The 18,311-nt window shown below is 36.5% G+C and carries 12 protein-coding genes; 11 read left to right on the top strand and 1 reads right to left on the bottom strand.

Features of this window, described 5'->3' with window-relative positions; translation table 11 throughout:
• The first annotated feature begins 139 nt into the window (after window positions 1-139).
• A complete protein-coding gene (locus Q4496_RS10430) occupies window positions 140-3,490 on the top strand; it encodes a hypothetical protein (protein WP_303610414.1) in 3,351 nt (1,116 codons plus the stop codon).
• A gap of 74 nt (window positions 3,491-3,564) precedes the next feature.
• On the opposite strand, the gene queG is transcribed toward Q4496_RS10430, so the two are convergent.
• Window positions 3,565-4,755, bottom strand: coding sequence for a tRNA epoxyqueuosine(34) reductase QueG (queG, locus tag Q4496_RS10425; RefSeq protein ID WP_303610413.1), 1,191 nt, complete (start codon window positions 4,753-4,755; stop codon window positions 3,565-3,567).
• 361 nt (window positions 4,756-5,116) lie between these two features.
• Here queG and tsaE point away from each other — a divergent pair, with 361 nt between their 5' ends.
• From tsaE to Q4496_RS10375, 10 genes are all read left to right on the top strand, one after another.
• The gene (gene tsaE / locus Q4496_RS10420) at window positions 5,117-5,614 is read left to right on the top strand and encodes a tRNA (adenosine(37)-N6)-threonylcarbamoyltransferase complex ATPase subunit type 1 TsaE (RefSeq protein WP_215973968.1); all 498 of its coding nucleotides are present in this window, start codon (window positions 5,117-5,119) and stop codon (window positions 5,612-5,614) included.
• 98 nt (window positions 5,615-5,712) lie between these two features.
• A complete protein-coding gene (locus tag Q4496_RS10415; protein WP_215973967.1) occupies window positions 5,713-7,044 on the top strand; it encodes an N-acetylmuramoyl-L-alanine amidase in 1,332 nt (443 codons plus the stop codon).
• A gap of 41 nt (window positions 7,045-7,085) precedes the next feature.
• Window positions 7,086-9,005 (top strand): DNA mismatch repair endonuclease MutL, encoded by a 1,920-nt coding sequence (gene mutL / locus Q4496_RS10410; RefSeq protein ID WP_303610412.1) that lies wholly within the window; start codon window positions 7,086-7,088, stop codon window positions 9,003-9,005.
• Window positions 9,006-9,088: 83 nt separating this feature from the next.
• On the top strand, window positions 9,089-9,988 hold the full coding sequence (miaA, locus tag Q4496_RS10405) for a tRNA (adenosine(37)-N6)-dimethylallyltransferase MiaA (protein WP_215974028.1): 900 nt from the start codon (window positions 9,089-9,091) through the stop codon (window positions 9,986-9,988).
• A gap of 321 nt (window positions 9,989-10,309) precedes the next feature.
• Window positions 10,310-10,555 carry an RNA chaperone Hfq gene (gene hfq, locus Q4496_RS10400; RefSeq protein ID WP_215973965.1) on the top strand — a complete coding sequence of 82 codons (246 nt, stop codon included), beginning with the start codon at window positions 10,310-10,312 and terminating at the stop codon, window positions 10,553-10,555.
• A 144-nt stretch (window positions 10,556-10,699) separates the two neighbouring features.
• Window positions 10,700-11,992, top strand: a complete 1,293-nt coding sequence (gene hflX, locus Q4496_RS10395; protein ID WP_215974027.1) for a ribosome rescue GTPase HflX — start codon at window positions 10,700-10,702, stop codon at window positions 11,990-11,992.
• Between the two features lie 149 nt (window positions 11,993-12,141).
• Complete coding sequence (gene hflK / locus Q4496_RS10390; protein ID WP_215973964.1) at window positions 12,142-13,302, top strand: FtsH protease activity modulator HflK; 1,161 nt, start codon at window positions 12,142-12,144, stop codon at window positions 13,300-13,302.
• A 3-nt stretch (window positions 13,303-13,305) separates the two neighbouring features.
• Complete coding sequence (hflC, locus tag Q4496_RS10385) at window positions 13,306-14,187, top strand: protease modulator HflC (protein ID WP_215973963.1); 882 nt, start codon at window positions 13,306-13,308, stop codon at window positions 14,185-14,187.
• A 419-nt stretch (window positions 14,188-14,606) separates the two neighbouring features.
• Window positions 14,607-15,902 (top strand): adenylosuccinate synthase, encoded by a 1,296-nt coding sequence (locus Q4496_RS10380; RefSeq protein ID WP_215973962.1) that lies wholly within the window; start codon window positions 14,607-14,609, stop codon window positions 15,900-15,902.
• A gap of 276 nt (window positions 15,903-16,178) precedes the next feature.
• Complete coding sequence (locus tag Q4496_RS10375) at window positions 16,179-18,251, top strand: TonB-dependent siderophore receptor (protein ID WP_303602462.1); 2,073 nt, start codon at window positions 16,179-16,181, stop codon at window positions 18,249-18,251.
• Window positions 18,252-18,311: the final 60 nt, after the last annotated feature.

Raw genomic sequence — 18,311 nt, 5'->3', positions numbered from 1 at the left:
AACTTGATGTGCGCTATGCTATCACTATATTTCGTCTGTAAATTAGTAAAAATATTCACTTAATCTTTATCAATCTATTATTATCATTGTAGTTTGGTATAAACTAACGTCATTAAGGGATGTAGAATAAAAAACCACTATGAGTAATATTGACGGCGTTGCAGAGCATATTGAAAATAACACTGAGCAGAAGCAACACCATAAGAAAATTAAATTAAAGCTTTTTTATCAAAAATTTAGGTTTAAATTTGTAGCATTATGTTTTTTAATCATCATTACGATAGGCTTAACCTCTGCCTTATTTTACCAAACTAATGTGCAGGACAATGCGACACTCAAAAATCAATTAATACCGATAAAACAAGCGTTAAAACAAATTAACGCGTTGCAAGCAGTCGAGCAATTAATTGAAGATATACTCCAACCGGATAATACTGGCAATTTGGTTAAGTTACATGATGAATTAATTATATTAAATCGTAACTTACTGCAAGCGCATAGCGACAATAAACAAGTTTTTCAGCAATGGCTAGATAAAAACTTACTTGCTGAAGATGTTGTTTCACGTGTGCAAGACAGCTATACCTATAATCAGCAGCTAAGGCAAAGCAGCATTATTCAATTGCAACTAGTGCTTTTTTCTATCCAGCAAGTTATCGATGAGCAATTTGCTAGCCAAAAAATACTAAATGAACAATTAGAAGTTGAGCAAGCAAAAAATAGAGTGACTTACAGTCGAGCTAATCTATATGTGCAACTGGCTCAAAAATCGAATGATTTACAACAATTAAAAACGTTATTAATTGATGTTTTAATGCGGTTTAAAGCATTGAATACCAATACATCGCTAACCGTTTTTGAGGAATTACGTCTTCAGATGCGGCAATTGTTTACTCAGCATCAACAAATTATAAGTGATGGGTTAATAAAGGGAATTCTTGATGTTAATCAGCAGTTTGATACGTTGGAAAAAATAGTATTAACAGAACAAAAATCAATACCTAAATGGCAAAGTTATATTCGTTTAGTTCAAGATTATCAAACTAATTTAAAAGAGCAACAAGAAGGTGTTAAGCGGCTATTATTAACCCCTTACAAGAATGATATTCAAACCGGTGACATCAGCGTTATAAAGGCTTTTTTGGCTAGTTATACTATAGAATTATCAGAAAAAAATATTGTTAATATTTTGTTGGCTAGTATTGCTCTGTCGCTACTTTGTTTTTTCTTTTTATTATGGCGATTACACAAGCAAATTAAGATTTCAGCGCAGCAAGGTGTTGAGAGCATTGTCAACACCATCAATAACGCACCAAATAAAAGTGTTGTTGCTAATTGCATTGAAACGCAAGTCATAATCGATCATTTAGAGAAAACTTCAGGTCATTTAGAAAGTCATGAAGAGCCGCAGCATAATGAAGATGAATGGCAGGTATTATTAAATAAATATCAAGCTATTGAACAAGTGTTATCACAACAAGAAAAAACTATTGAAGAGCTACATCAAAATGCAGAACAGCAAAAATTACGCTTAACCTTGCAAATATTTGATGAAATGCAACGTTATCAATTTTTAAAGAAATTAATAGTACAAGTCATACAACAACATCAAGAATATTACCTAAATGTTAATGTATTAAATGCCACCCCATTAACTACCAATAAGGAGCATTTAATAACGCAATTAATGTGTTTATATCAGCAATTTTCAGGTTTACATCTAGCGTTAGAAATGAAATCAGATAAATCACGTTTGACATTGACCGATGTGAATTTAATTGATGAGATATATGCTGCTTTATTTAACAAGCAACAAGAACAGCATAAATATGACAACAAATTGTTCGTACGTTGTGATGAGCGCTTACTCAGTAAGGTAAAAGTTGACGATAATGTATTTCAGCATTTTATCAGTTTACTTATTGATATCGTATTAACGAACTGTAGAGCAAGCCAATTATTATTACAGGCTCAATTACAAGATAAGAATGAAGGACAACAATTAGTAAACTTGTCGGTTATTGTCAACACAAGCCCTTTAAAAACGCTGCCTACCTTAATTATGCAGTTATTAAATTCTGAATCTGTTTCGCGCATAAACTCACCGTTAATTGATGCTTTTAATCTGCTACTTACTAAGCAGCATGGTGAAAATATTAGTGCGGAACTTGTTGATGATGGCTATCAACTCAGTTTTGATTTACCTTTAGCCGTTGCTGCGCCTGAAGATGTTAGCAAAAAAATCACCTTAAACGGCACTAACATCATGGTATTGTCAAATAATGTGGTGTTAGCTGAGTTGATTGCAACTATTGTTTTATCTGCCCATGGCAAACTTGAACGAATCACCCAGTTTGATAGTTTTAAAAGTCAGTTTATTGAAGAAAAGCTTAATCGCAAGAAATTTGATGTCGTCGTGGTCACAAGTGATATAGCAGTAACTCAGCTTGATTTCATTATTCAACAGATTAACTTATTACCTGAGTCTGTAAAACCTAAGTTGATGGTGCTTCAATCAAGTGAACTTAACTATGAGCGCTTCGGCTTTTATAATCAAGCAGAGCAAATATTTTGTAAAGATAGTTTTGTTGAAAATATCTTGAAGCTGCTAAAAGGCGACCGTTTAACGAATCAATTATTTCCTTATGAGTCTTTTGTCTCTCATGAAGCATTACCGGCCGAGTTGCCGTTATTACTTGCTGTGCAATCGCCACAAGCCTATCAAAACTTACAACGATTACTACATTGGCTTGGTTTTCATGTGAAAATCGTTGCTAATGAGTATGAACAAGCAATACTTTGGAAAACAGGTGTATACAACATACTGGTTACGGAATTTCCTGAATCAGCTTTAATTGAAAGAGCAACTACAGCAAATATTAGTATTGGGGTTTTATCCTTAACTGATATGTTACCTAAGGTTGGAAATAGAGCACCTTTCGCACAATGGCTTATTAATCAATTGAATTTTACCGATGAAATTACATTGGTAGAGTTAGCTGAAGCATTGGCACCGTGGCTAAAGAAAAAAAGAGATATAAAGGGAGAGCTTGCACTAAATAAATCGAGCAATCAAGATAAATTGGCTTTGCCAGAAGAAGGTTCTGATGATGTTGTTATTACTGAAGTTACGCAATTATTAACAGATAACGCTGCTGTTTTTGACTTTGCTCGCTATTTACAGCATCAAGGTACTGTTGAATTAGCATTGTTTATGCTTGACGAGTATACCCAAGATAATCACCAACAGCTTGATGCGTTAATTGAGGCGATAAAAGAAAAAGAGTTAGCGCAAGCACACGTTGCTATTGCGGCATTAGCGTTAAATGCTGCAATACTCTCAGCACCTCGGCTACAATTATTATGTACACAATGGTCAAAATTATTAAGCGGTGTCGAAATACCTAGTAGCCTAGAAAAGGTTAATGCCTTACTAAAAGAAACTCGAGTTGTATTAACTGAAATCGACGAATACGCAGAAACGCTTTAAATATTTAGCTAACAGTCATTTCATTAGGTATTGTAATCTACCTTGGACATTTTTAAACCTGTATAGTTGAACGATTATGCATCTCTAGGAAGCCCTTTTTCTACTGAACGAATTAATCTAGCATTAAGTCGTTCAATCGGGCTTTTATTCATAACGTCTTTATTTGGTTTACTTAGGTTTTGCTGTGCTATAGCCCAATGAATATGCTCAGCAACTAATTCGGAAGCAAGTGGTAACTTATCTTCCAATGCTTGAACAATTTCAGCATCCCAAGGAGCATTACCTAATGCTACGGCAATATTACGTTGCCAGCTTTGAAACCCTATTCGTCGTATCGGCGAACCTTGAAAAACATCTAAAAAGTAAGTTTCATTCCAAGAAAATAGCGTTAAAAGTGTTATTTCATCCAGTTGATTTCTCGCTTGAAAATCATCTTCTAAACTCAGCTTTGCGTATTTGTTCCAAGGACAAATAAGTTGGCAATCGTCACAACCATAAATTCGATTACCCATTAATGGTCTCAATTCTATTGGAATAGGATCAGGAGATTCAATGGTAAAATAAGAAATACAGCGTCTGGCATCAACGACATAAGGTTTTACGATAGCTTTGGTTGGGCATATTTTTATACAAGCAACACAACTGCCACAGTCATTGACCGATCTTTCTGTGTTTTTAGGTTTAATTGATGTTATTGGCAGTGGTATATCTATAAGCAGTTCACCAAGAAAAAACCACGAGCCAGCTTCTTTATTGAGTAATAAGGTATGCTTACCCACCCAACCTAAACCCGCTTTTTCAGCAAGGGGACGTTCTAATATGGGGGCTGAATCAACAAATGGACGAAAATTGAACTCTTCACAATGTTCAGCAATTTTTTTGCCTAATGACTGTAGCCGTTTTCGCATCAGTTTATGATAGTCTCGCCCCAATGCGTAGCGGCTAATATAAGCGTGATCTTTCGCTTTCAAAATACGAGCGCACTTGGCGTCAGTAGGCAAATAGTCTAATCGAACACTAATAACTCTAACCGTTCCTGGTACCAACTCTGCAGGACGTGCACGCATTAAACCATGACGCGCCATATATTCCATATTGCCGTGATAACCATTTGCTAACCACTTTTCAAGGCTTCTTTCATGTTGGGATAGGTCAATATCAGTAATACCTAATTGAGAAAAGCCTAATTCCTTACCCCAACACTGGATTTTTTCAGCCAATTGGGAATAGTTGATAGCATGAGTATCTGGGATTGTTTTTGTCATTTTTTAAATAAAATAACCAATACAAATAAAGTATGGTTTAGTATAGCTGCTAGGTGTAAATGATTGATGAGTTTACCACAACAATCTCGAGCAAAATATAAGTGTCAGAATACTTCACTTTACCGGTTAGTATTTTTGTGGTTGGTGACTTTATTCCATCGGCTAAATAACCAAATAATATTTACTTTTATAAGAGCATAAATATTTTATAGTTACCTCCGAGCCTGTCTATATTCATGGCGCATCAGATGATATTATTATCAGTTACTATGATTAATGTAATATCACCTATTCATACTATTGTAAGCTTTCTAGGCATAGAATAGCTAACCTAACGATTAATAGAAAATTTTGAGAAAAAATGAAAAAGTTAGAGTACCTTTTACCCGATGAAGCCGCGACAATTGCTATGGGCGATAGCTTAGCTAAAGTATTACAGTGGCAAAATGAACAACAACAAGCCCAACAATCACTGGTGGTTTTTTTAAATGGTGACTTGGGGGCTGGAAAAACAACACTTACACGTGGTTTTGTACGTGGAATGGGGCATAAAGGCAACGTTAAAAGCCCAACTTACACCTTAGTTGAACCGTATGAATTACCGCCGTGGCAAGTTTATCATTTTGACCTATATCGTCTAGGAGATCCTGAAGAATTAGAATATATGGGGATTCGCGATTATTTCGCTGATAATTGTTGTTGCTTTATTGAATGGCCAGAAAAAGGCGCTGGCCTCTTGGCTAATGAGGATATAATCATTAATATGGTTTATCAAAATGAGCAACGAGTGATCGATTTACAAGCTTGCTCTAAACGAGGTGAGGATGTTTTACAGCAATTGGCATTAACATATGGTTAATGTGATGATTGCTAAAGCAGTTTCTGATAGGTTTTGTGAGAATATCTTGAGCATTTATATCACTTAAGATTAGTAATTAAAAATTTTTAAGGTTGGTTATGCGTTTATTACCCTCCATAGCGTCTATTGTATTTTGGCTTTTATTAGCTGTAGTACTCTTATGTACAAATAATGCCTTAGCAAGCACTAATAGTATTGATGGTATTCGTGTTTGGCCGGCACCAGAAAATACGCGTATTGTTTTCGATCTGAAAAGTAAACCTGATTATAAATATTTTACTTTAAGTAAACCGGACCGCTTAGTTATTGATTTTAAAAACACCAAAAATAATGTTGCGCTCACAAAATTAGCTGAAAATGATCCACGAATTCAGGTATTTCGTACCAGTACTGCCAAATCAACAGGCAGTACTCGACTAGTATTAGAACTATCAAAAAAGTACCCATTAACTGTTTTTCCTTTGGCACCTGCAGGACAGTATGGAGACCGGTTAGTTATTGACTTACATGATAAAAATAAATCAACGCCTATTACTGAAAATAACAGTTCTAATGGTAAACGAGATATAGTTATTGCGATTGTCGCTGGGCATGGTGGTGAAGATCCTGGTTCTATTGGTGCTAAGGGTACATATGAAAAAAGGATAACGCTATCAATTGCTAAAAAGCTCGCTAAGATGATTGATCAACGAGATGGCTTTAAAGCGGCGATGATCAGAACCGGCGATTACTATGTAACACATAGTCGAAAAACAGAGCTAGCGAGAGAAAACAAAGCGGATTTACTTATTTCTATCCATGCTGATGCTTTTGTATCATCTAAACCGAGTGGTGCTTCAGTATTAGTACAATCATCTAGACGGGCTAATTCTGAATTTACTCGTTGGATTGCAAATAGGCAAGATGAGTCAGAATTATTAGGTGGAGCAGGCGATACCATTAAATTAACAAAAGATAAAAACTTAGCTTTTACGCTTGCTGATATGAAAAAAGAATACACTATGGCCAGTAGTTATGAATTTGCATTGCATGTTATTAAGGAATTAAAACAAGTAACTAAACTCCATAAAAAAGAACCTGAAGGTTTGAGTTTAGCCGTTTTGAAATCATCTGATATTCCCTCTGTATTGATAGAGACAGGCTTCATTTCTAACCCAACCGAAGAAAAAAATCTTAATAGTAGAACTCATCAAACAAAACTTGCGAATGCCATTTTTAAAGCGGTTGATAGTTATTTTACGAGCAATGCTCCTCAAGGTACCTTAATAGCAGCTACGACCATGCGAAAGCATAAAGTACGTAGTGGTGAGTCTTTGTCGGTACTCGCGCAACGTTATAAGATATCTGTGGCCAGAATTAAAGCGGTCAATAACTTAAAATCTAATGTACTTCGTATTGGTCAGACTTTAAAAATTCCCCGTGCAGGTTAGCACTGTATTGTAAATTTAAAACCTAAAAAATAAGAATAATCATGACAATAGCGATACTTCCAGCACGATTAGCGAACCAAATAGCGGCCGGAGAGGTCGTAGAACGACCTGCTTCAGTTATTAAAGAGCTTGTTGAAAATAGCTTAGATGCAGGCGCAACCAATATAAATATTGAGGTTGATAAAGGTGGTGTTAAACGTATTCGTATTAGTGATAATGGTGCTGGCATTGTCAAAGACGAATTAACATTAGCATTAAGTCGTCATGCAACAAGTAAGATAAAAGATCTAAGTGATTTAGAGGCGATAAACAGTCTCGGTTTTCGTGGTGAAGCATTAGCAAGTATCAGTTCAGTGGCAAGATTAACTTTAACGTCTAAGCCTAAAGCCCAAGCAACAGCATGGCAAGCGAGTGCTGAAGGTCGTGATATGGCTGTGAGTATACAGCCTGCCGCACATCCCGATGGTACAACTATCGAAGTATTAGATTTATTTTTTAATACACCTGCAAGGCGTAAGTTTTTACGTACTGAAAAAACAGAATTTAATCATATTGATGAAGTGATAAGGCGTATTGCATTGGCGTGTTTTGACGTTAGTTTTTCTTTAACACATAACGGAAAAATAATTCGTCAATATCGCGCTGCAATGACTAAAGCACAAAGTGCCAAGCGTGTTGCTATGGTATGTGGTCAAAAGTTTGTTGAACATGCGGTAGAAGTTCACTGTCAGCATGATGATATGTTGTTTTCTGGCTGGTTAGCAAAACCAAGCTTTGCACGTAATCAAAATGATCTTTGCTATAGCTATGTTAATGGCCGAATGATGCGTGACAAGTTAATTAATCATGCGATTCGTCAAGCCTATGCCGACTTATTACCACCAGATACTTATCCTGCATTTGTGTTGTTTCTAACTCTTGATCACCGTGAAGTTGATGTGAATGTACATCCAGCTAAACATGAAGTGCGTTTTCATCAAAGTCGCTATGTTCATGACTTTATTTACTCTGTGTGTCATAAAGCATTAATGGAAAATAATCAGCTGTTAGATTTTCAGGAAGAGCACCTGCCAGTAGAGAATCAAGTTGAACCGATACATGAAAGTGTGCAATATGATCGTCCTGATTATATAAAACCATTAGCTCAAATAAATGAAAAAGCATATAGTCCGCGTTCTGCGACAACCAATAATTATACTGCTAGTCCAAGAATAACTAAGTCTGCGGTAGAAAATTATCAAAAACTGATGACTCCAATAGTACATAATGAAAGTGAACCTACAAACAAGGTTGCAGAGGGAGAACTTTCTAACCCGATTACTGCTTTAAAAGTCCAACACCATGCTGAAACGTTCTTTATTGCTATTGAGCAAGGGCAATATGGTATTTTCAAACAAGACAGCAGTTTACGCTTACTTTCATTAGCCACCTTAGCGTACCAATTACACAAAAATAAAATTCTCTTACATTGGCAGTTAAGTGAAACAAAACCTAATAAAGGGTTAATTAGTCAACCTTTATTATTGCCTGTTGTGATAAAACTATCAGAGCAGCAAATGAGAGCAATACAACACTATCAGTCTGAATTAGCGTTAGCGGGCATTGTTGTGACTGTAAACGATAAAGGTAGTAAAGGGCGATTACAGATACGACAGTTTCCAGCTTTATTGCGAGAACAAGATGTAAGTACAAGTTTTATCAAAATTATTGAAAAATTATTATCATTTGACCACGGTGACAAACAACCAAAAGAGCGTGATAAAAGTATCATTGCTGCGCTAGCTAGTGTGATGGTTGCTCAACACTATAGTGAAGAACAAGCCCAAGCTTTATGGCTAGAAGCAAAAAAAACACTATCAACACAAAAAATAGATGCCGTACTCTTGAAATCTGTCCCGCTAGACCTTACATCTCAAGTTAAGCAATTAATATCTATTACTGAGTTGGACGTAACACATTAGTTAAGTTACCAGTATAGTTAACATGAGATTCCAATTTAGTGTCGACAAAAAATGTAGCCAAGCAACCACCTGTTATTTGTTTAATGGGGCCAACAGCATCGGGTAAAACCGCATTAGCTATGGCTTTGTCTGATGCTTTGCCTTGCGATATTATTAGCGTTGATTCAGCCTTAATCTATCGAGATATGGATATTGGCACAGCTAAACCTAGCGCGGATGAATTATCGAAATACCCTCATCGTTTAATTAACCTTCGTGATGCAGCGCAAAGCTACTCTGCTGCTGATTTCTGTCATGACGCATTAGCTGAAATAGCGAGTATCAGAGCTAATAATCGAATTCCTTTGTTAGTTGGGGGAACTATGATGTATTTTAAGAGTCTCATTGAAGGGATTTCACCACTACCTGCGGCAAGTAGTGAAGTGCGTCAACAGATAGAAAGGGAAGCTGTAGAGCATGGGTGGGAAGCAATGCATGCGCAATTAGCGCAAGTTGATTCCGTTTCGGCACAAAGAATTCATCCAAATGATCCTCAACGATTAATTCGTGCATTAGAAGTATTTCGCTTAACAGGTAATACTTTGACACAATTGACACAAATTAAAGGTAATAAGCTCGATGGCGATATATTACAATTCGCCATCACACCGAAAGAGCGCAGTACTTTGCATGAACGAATTGAGTTGCGATATCAACAAATGATAGAGCAAGGATTTGAAAAGGAAGTTATTGAGTTAAAAAAACGCAATGATTTACATGAAAATTTACCTTCAATCCGTTGTGTTGGTTATCGTCAAATGTGGCAATATTTGAACGGTGAATATGGTCATGAAGAAATGATTTTCAAAGGTGTGTGTGCTACAAGGCAATTGGCTAAGCGCCAATTAACCTGGCTTAGAAGTTGGCCTGAATTGCAGTGGTTAACAACAGATGATGAAATGAATTTGTCAAAAGTGTTAGCTGCCGTTGGTAAATGTGATTGATATAAAAAACCTAATAAACATGAAAATTTAATGACATTTTTATTAGGTTAAATAAAGGTGAAAACAGTTGTTGTATCACATTATTTAGCAATAATTGGTTAGTTAAAGCTATATTTTGTCTGTTTAGCGACAGTTTTCACTACGTAAATAGTTACAATAATATTCTCAATAAAGATAAATATACTGGTAATCATTAAGCAATATTAAAATATTGATGTATAATTAACTGGTTATGTATTGGGGAATAGCAAAAATTATCATTAATCAAAAATAATTTTGGTTAATAACTTTTATTTAATAATAAGAAAAAGGAGCCATAAAATGGCAAAAGGTCAATCTTTACAAGACCCATTTTTGAATGCGTTACGTCGTGATCGTATTCCAGTTGCAATCTATTTAGTCAACGGTATTAAACTACAAGGGCAAGTAGAATCATTTGATCAATTTGTGATTCTATTAAAGAATACCGTTAGTCAAATGGTATATAAACATGCTATTTCAACCGTAGTACCAGCACGTGCAGTAAACACAGCACCGGCGGCTAATCAGTCAGAGTCAGAAGAGTAAAAGTTACTTATATTTTGGTGCTAAATTTTACTCAGAACAACTTATCTTTTACGCATAGGTTGGTATTCGCGTTATTTGAATGTGACTTTTTAGAGAATTTTTTTATCCTGTCTCGACAGTCATTATTTCTAAGGTTTAATGCAGTTGTTTGACCGTTATCAAGCAGGTGAACAAGCAGTGCTTGTCCACCTCGACTTCCCAGATGAAAGTACCCGTGAAGATTTAACTGAATTTAAAATGTTAGTTTCTTCTGCAGGCGTAAGCGCGTTAACCGTTATTTCTGGTAAACGTAGTACTCCACACCCTAAATTTTTTGTTGGCTCAGGAAAAGCCGAAGAAATAGCAGAAGCTGTTCGTTTGTTTGACGCTAATGTTGTGCTATTTAATCATAGTTTATCGCCTTCCCAAGAAAAAAACATTGAAGCTTTATGCCAGTGCCGTGTAGTAGATAGAACTTCACTTATTCTTGATATTTTTGCGCAGCGAGCGCGTACACACGAAGGTAAGTTACAAGTTGAATTAGCACAATTACGACATATGAGTAGTCGATTAATTCGTGGCTGGACTCACTTAGAGCGTCAAAAGGGTGGTGTAGGTTTACGTGGACCAGGCGAAACGCAATTAGAAACCGATAGACGTTTATTAAGTGAACGTATGGTGATGATTGGTAAACGTTTAGAAAAGGTTGAACGACAAAGACAACAAGGCAGACGTTCAAGAACGCGTGCTGAATTGCCAACAATATCGTTAGTTGGCTACACTAATGCAGGAAAGTCTACGCTATTTAATCTATTAACGGCATCAGATGTTTATGCCGCTGATCAACTTTTTGCAACACTTGACCCAACCTTGCGACGAATTGAGCTTGAGGGTATTGGTGGTGTAATTTTAGCTGATACCGTTGGTTTTATTCGTCATTTACCTCATGATTTAGTTGCTGCATTTAAAGCGACATTAACAGAAACCCGTGAAGCTGAGCTATTAATTCATGTGGTGGATATTTCAGATGATAGGCGAAGTGAAAATATTGAACAGGTGGAGCATGTTTTATCTGAAATTGAAGCAGATGAAGTTCCACAGTTAATTATTTGTAATAAAATTGATAATTTAGATGATGTTGCTCCTAGAATAGACCGAGATTATCAAGGGCGGCCCATAAGAGTTTGGCTATCAGCTCAAGCTAATATTGGTATTGATTTATTTTTTACCGCACTGACTGAACGTCTAGGAAGTCAAATAGTTGAAACTATGTTAGTTATTCCGCCAACAGCGGGAAAACTTCGTGGAATATTATATCGATTAAACAGTATTCAAAATGAGCATTATGATGATGAAGGTAACTGTCATCTTAATTTAAAACTACCTAAACGAGAATGGAATCGACTAGTCAAACAAGAAGGCAATGACATTGAACAATATGTCCAATTAAAACCCTAATTTCAACTTCAATAGGGCATATATTGTAAATTAATGTGTTAATACTCATATTGAGTCTTATAAAAGCGATCGTTTTATCATAAACTTGAATTTATTTGATAGAATCATCAATAAATATTTTAATAATTACTAACCTAGCGGAGAAATACATGGCTTGGAATGAACCGGGGAATAATGATAAAGACCCCTGGAAAAATAAAGGTGGTAAGAACCAAGGCCCACCAGACTTAGATGAGTTACTTAATGATTTAGGTAAAAAAGTCAGTGGCATCTTTGGAGGCAAAGGTGGCGGAAATTCTTCAGGAGGGTCATCACCCTCAGGTAAAAGCATGTCTACTATTGGTATAAGTTTAGTACTTATTATTGCAATAGTTGTTTACGCATTTAGTGGTTTTTATACGATCAAAGAAGCAGAAAAAGGCATAGTACTGCGTTTTGGCCAGTATGCTGGCACAGTTGATCCAGGGATTAACTGGAAGTGGACTTTTGTTGACCGTATTATCCCTATCGATATGCAAAGTACGCGTGAAATGCAGTCATCAGGTTTTATGCTAACGCAAGATGAAAATGTTGTTCAAGTTGAAATGCAAATTCAATACCGTGTGATGGATGCACGTAATTATGTATTTAGTGTTACTAATGCTGACGATAGTTTGAATCAATCGCTTGATAGTGCGTTACGCTACGTTGTTGGCCATGCAAAAATGGATGACATTCTAACTAGTGGTCGAGAAATTATTCGCCAATCTGTGTGGAAAGAGCTTGAAGAAATTATAGAACCTTTTAATTTAGGTTTGATTATTGTTGATGTTAACTTTAAAGATGCTCGTCCGCCTAATGAAGTGAAAGATGCATTCGATGATGCTATTGCTGCACAAGAAGATGAAGTACGTTTTTTACGTGAAGCTGAAGCTTATGCGCGTGGCATTGAACCTCGTGCTCGTGGTCGTGTGAAACGTATGGAACAAGAAGCGCTTGCCTATAAAGGACAAATTGTATTAGATGCAGAAGGTGAAGTTGCTCGTTTTGAAAAAATTCTGCCTGAGTATCAAGCAGCACCAGAAGTGACTCGCCAGCGTTTATATATTGCAACGATGGAAAAAGTTTATAGTAATACCAGTAAGGTAATGGTTGATGTTGATGGTGGAAATAATATGATGTATTTACCACTTGATAAAATTATGCAGCAGCAATCTACTACTCAGCGCACAACGCCTCAACCATACTCACAGCCACAAGAGCAGCCAAGTGTGAACTCTTCACCATCAACTTCTGGTCGAAGTGATAGATTCAATAATGGGAGTAACTAGATTATGAAAAACTTTATTATTGCTATTGTCGCATTAGTATTTATCTTAGTTGTGTCTTCTATGTTTGTTATCTATGAAGGTCAACGTGGTATTGTGTTCCAGTTTTCAAAAATTAAACGTGATTCGGTATCGGATCAAATGTTGGTATTTGAACCAGGTTTACATTTTAAAATTCCATTTATTGAATCGGTACGTAAGCTAGATGCACGTATTCAGACGTTAGATGAAGCGCCAGATCGTTTCGTAACATCAGAGAAAAAAGATTTAATGGTTGACTCTTTTGTTAAGTGGCGCATTATTGATTTTTCTACTTATTACCTACGTACATCAGGTTCAGTTGAAAATGCTCGTGCCTTACTAAAGCAGAAAGTAAATAATGGTCTTCGTACTGAATTTGGTAATAGAACGATTAAAGAAATCGTGTCAGGTGATCGTGATGCAATAATGCAACAAGCATTAGAAAGTGCAGAAAGTAGCCGTGAAGATCTTGGTATTGAAGTGGTAGATGTACGTATTAAAGCTATTAATTTACCTACTGAGGTTAGCAACTCTATTTATGATCGTATGCGTGCTGAACGTACTGCTGTAGCAAAAGAACATAGATCACAAGGTCAAGAGCAGTCGGAAATAATTCGTGCCACGATTGATGCTAAAGTTACTCTTATGTTAGCTGAAGCGAAAAAGAATGCTTCAACTACACGTGGTGAGGGTGATGCAGAAGCATCTAAAATATATGCATCTGCTTATGGTAAAGATGCTGAGTTCTATCGTTTTTATCGTAGTTTAGAAGCTTATGAGAATAGCTTTAATAGCAAAAGTGATATCATGGTTGTTAAACCTGATAGTGACTTTTTCCACTATTTAAAAGACGGTTCAAACAAATAATCTGAGAGTAAAATTACTTTGAGTTTGTTTATCTATAAAGCCAGCATTTTTGCTGGCTTTTTTATATCCAGAACGAAAGTATGAGCAAAGGATAGACCAAGTAAAAGTAGTTGTTAGAGAAGAATATATTAAGCCGAGCTCAGGTTACTTGATTTATTATCAAATGTATAAAATGTTGCGGCTAAAATAGCGAGACACATTGATAAACAGCCGCAATATGATGTTAGCGTTTTTTATATTTACGATTTTTAAGCTATGTTTATCACAATAGTTCATAATATTAGTTAAAAAAGAATAAAGATAAGCCCTTAACATCAAAGGCTATTTTTATATTTATTAAATAAACAGTTATTTGTTCTTGGACTACAATTTGATTTTTGTTAGAATCCCCGCCTAATTTTCTTATGAAATAGTCAAAAATGGGCAAAAACGTAGTTGTTCTAGGTACCCAATGGGGTGACGAAGGTAAAGGTAAGATCGTTGACTTACTAACCGATAAAGCAAAATATGTTGTTCGCTATCAAGGCGGACATAATGCAGGCCATACTTTAGTGATAGACGGTGAAAAAACCGTACTTCATCTAATTCCATCAGGTGTATTACGTGATAACGTAAAATGTCTTATTGGTAACGGTGTAGTTTTATGTCCTAAAGCTTTAATGACAGAAATTACCATGTTGGAAGCTAAGGGCGTTCCAGTACGTGAACGTTTGCTAATTAGTGACGCATGTCCGCTAATTCTTCCATACCATAATGCTTTAGATGCTGCTCGTGAAGTTGCACGTGGTAATAAGCCTATTGGTACAACAGGGCGTGGTATTGGTCCAGCATACGAAGATAAAGTTGCACGACGCGGTTTACGTGTTGGTGATTTATTCTGTGCAGAGACTTTTGCAACTAAATTAAAAGAAATTGTTGAATATCACAACTTCTCATTGGTTAACTATTATAAAGTTGAACCAGTGAATTATGAAGAAGTACTTGCTGATGCACTTGCTGTTGCTGATACGATTAAAAAGATGACTGCTGATATTTCAGAAATCTTAGATCAAGCACGTATTGCAGGCGACTCTATTATGTTTGAAGGGGCTCAAGGAACATTACTTGATATTGATCATGGTACATATCCTTATGTAACATCTTCAAATACAACGGCTGGTGGCGTTGCTACTGGTTGTGGTTTTGGTCCACGTCACTTAGATTATATTCTTGGTATCACTAAAGCTTACACTACTCGTGTTGGTTCAGGCCCATTTCCTACAGAGTTAGATGATGAAATTGGTAATCATTTAGGTACTGTTGGCCATGAATTTGGAGCAACTACGGGCCGTGAACGCCGTTGTGGTTGGTTTGATGCTGTTGCAATGCATCGTGCAGTTCAAGTTAATAGTGTGACAGGCTTTTGTTTAACTAAACTTGATGTACTTGACGGTTTAACAACCTTAAAAATTTGTACTGGTTATAAAACTGAATCAGGCGATATTATCACTGTGCCGCCAACGGCTGCTGAAGGTTACGATAAGATCACACCGGTATATGAAGAAATGCCAGGTTGGACTGAAAATACAGTTGGTGCAACATCAGTTGATGATTTACCAGCTAATGCCCTTGCTTATATTAAGCGCATTGAAGAAGTTACTGGTATTCCTGTTGATATTATTTCAACTGGCCCAGATCGTAACGAAACTATTATTAAAGTTAATCCGTTCGTTTAATCACGAAACTTATTACTTTAATCGCATAAACCTTAGGGTTAAAACCTGTCAGTGAAATACTGACAGGTTTTTTTTTGTCTTTTTAAATTTTTAAAAATTGTAATGTAATTAGCTAGCTTGTTATTCCTTGCCAGCATTAGTGTTGTTTCATCGTACTTATCTACTTACTTATTTATAGCTAAAGTCAAGGCCAATGATATTGATTCGCATTTTGTTTTATGCTCTAATTGCGCTCATTTATTACAAGTATATTTAAATTTTTAGGGGATATTCATTATGCGGACCACAAAGTCATCGCTATCGCTAGCAATTACATTAGCTTTAGTATCATTAAATACAGTTGCTGAACAGCAAGGTGGTGGTGAAGAAAACGAAAGCCAAACAATTATGCCAGCAATGGAAGTTATTGATGTGGTAGGTAATGCCAATTCGGTAATATTAGATCATACCGGATCTGTTGTAGTGGTAAATCGTCAACAAATTGAGAAAATTCAACCACTATCTACTGAAGATATTTTACGTCGTATTCCGGGTATTAACACTAAAAGTGAAGAAGAAACCTCAATTGTGGCCAACTTTGGTATTCGTGGCTTATCTGCGAGTGAATCTAAATCTCTTATGTTAGAAGATGGTGTTCCTGTAGCACCTGGCTTATTTATTGGTAATGAGCGTTACTTCAATCCTCGTATTCAACGCATAGAGCAAGTTGAAGTATTGAAAGGCTCATCGTCACTTCGCTATGGTCCATCAACTATTGGTGGTGTAGTAAACTATCAAACAAAAACACCTGATGATGGTGTTATGCTGACAGGTCGAGCTGGTTCGTTTAATATGCAAGAAATCAGCTTAGAAGCTGGTGGCAAGAACGAATCAGGTGATGCTTTTGCTGGTGTTGTGGCAACACATGCTACCAGTGATGGTTTTATGGATAAAGGCTATGAAATGACTGATGTTATGGCTAAGGCTGGTGTTATTTTAGCTAATGGTCAAAAAATTGGTCTTAAAATTTCACGTTATGAAAATGATGCTGATATTTCTTATCGTGGTTTGTTAAAGGATGATTATTTAGCTGGTGCTGATTACAACCCAGGAGCAGATGATAAATTTTTAACAGATCGTACCGCGTTTGATATTAACCATGAGTTAGCTATTTCTGAGCAAGCTACTTTGAAAACGTTAGTGTATTGGAGTGAAGTAAGCCGTGATTATTGGCGTTATGATGTTGATACTGATGCTTCAAACGATGCTGGACGATGGGTTTATCAAGACACGTTAACGGGTAATAACCGTTCATTCGAACGTGTGGGTATAGAAACTCGCTTAACACTCGATCATCAGTTATTTGGTCTGACAGCAGATAGTGAGTTCGGCTTACGCTTTATGCAAGAAGAATCAAATGATACGCGCATCCGAGCTACACGCGCTGCTGATCGCACAGGTGTTAATGATCGACATAGAATTGATTCTGCAGACAGTTATGCTGCACATGCACAAACACGTATTGAAGTAAGTGAACGTTTTGCGATTACCCCAGGCTTACGAGTTGAATCATACGAGCAAAAGCGTCTGATATTAACTGAAGATAATAGCACAGCTAAAACGACCAATACTGAAGTTTTACCAGGTGTTGGGGTAACCTATAACCTAAGCGACTCAGCACAGGTTTATGGTGGCGTATATCGTGCATTTTCACCTGCTTCTAATGGTGTGGCACTTGATGGTCTTACCGATCAAGATTTAGATGGCGAACGTTCAACTAATTATGAATTAGGGCTTCGTGGTAATAAGGGCGATATCAATTATGAAGTTGCTGCCTTTGCTATGGATTTCAGTAATCAGGTAGTGACGGGTAACAGCGATCCAAACTTATCACAGTCTAACGGTGGTGAAACTGAGCATTTAGGTATGGAGTTCATGCTAGGCTATAACCTGGGTGGTGGTTTCAGTATTGATACTAACGCTACTTGGGTTCCTACTTCAGAGTTTAAAAGTGGTGAAAACCAAGGTAATCGATTACCGTATGCGCCAAAAATAGTCGCTAATCTTATATTGAACTACCAATATGAAAGCTTAAGCACAGCCTTAACTGTTCATCATCGAGGCGAACAATATGGTGATGCGAGTAATATTGAAGAGATCCCAACAGATGCGGCAGGCGGAATTTGGGGTGGTTTAATGCCATCTTATACGTTGTTAGATCTAACGGCACAATATAATTTAGCTAATAATTTACGTTTATTTGGCGCTGTAAAGAACTTGACAGATAAACGTTACATTACTGGTTTACGCCAAGGTATTTATGTTGGTCCAGAGCGCTCATTAGAAGTTGGCATAAGTTACAAGTTTTAAGTAAGTGACCTGAACTACAAAGTATTAATATTAAAATTTTTAGTGTTAGAAAATAAAGCA

Origin of the sequence: Colwellia sp. 5_MG-2023 (assembly GCF_030547795.1) — a bacterium.
GTDB lineage: Bacteria > Pseudomonadota > Gammaproteobacteria > Enterobacterales > Alteromonadaceae > Colwellia.
The sequence above is the reverse complement of the archived record's forward strand: the minus strand, read 5'-3'. Positions and strand labels throughout refer to the sequence as shown.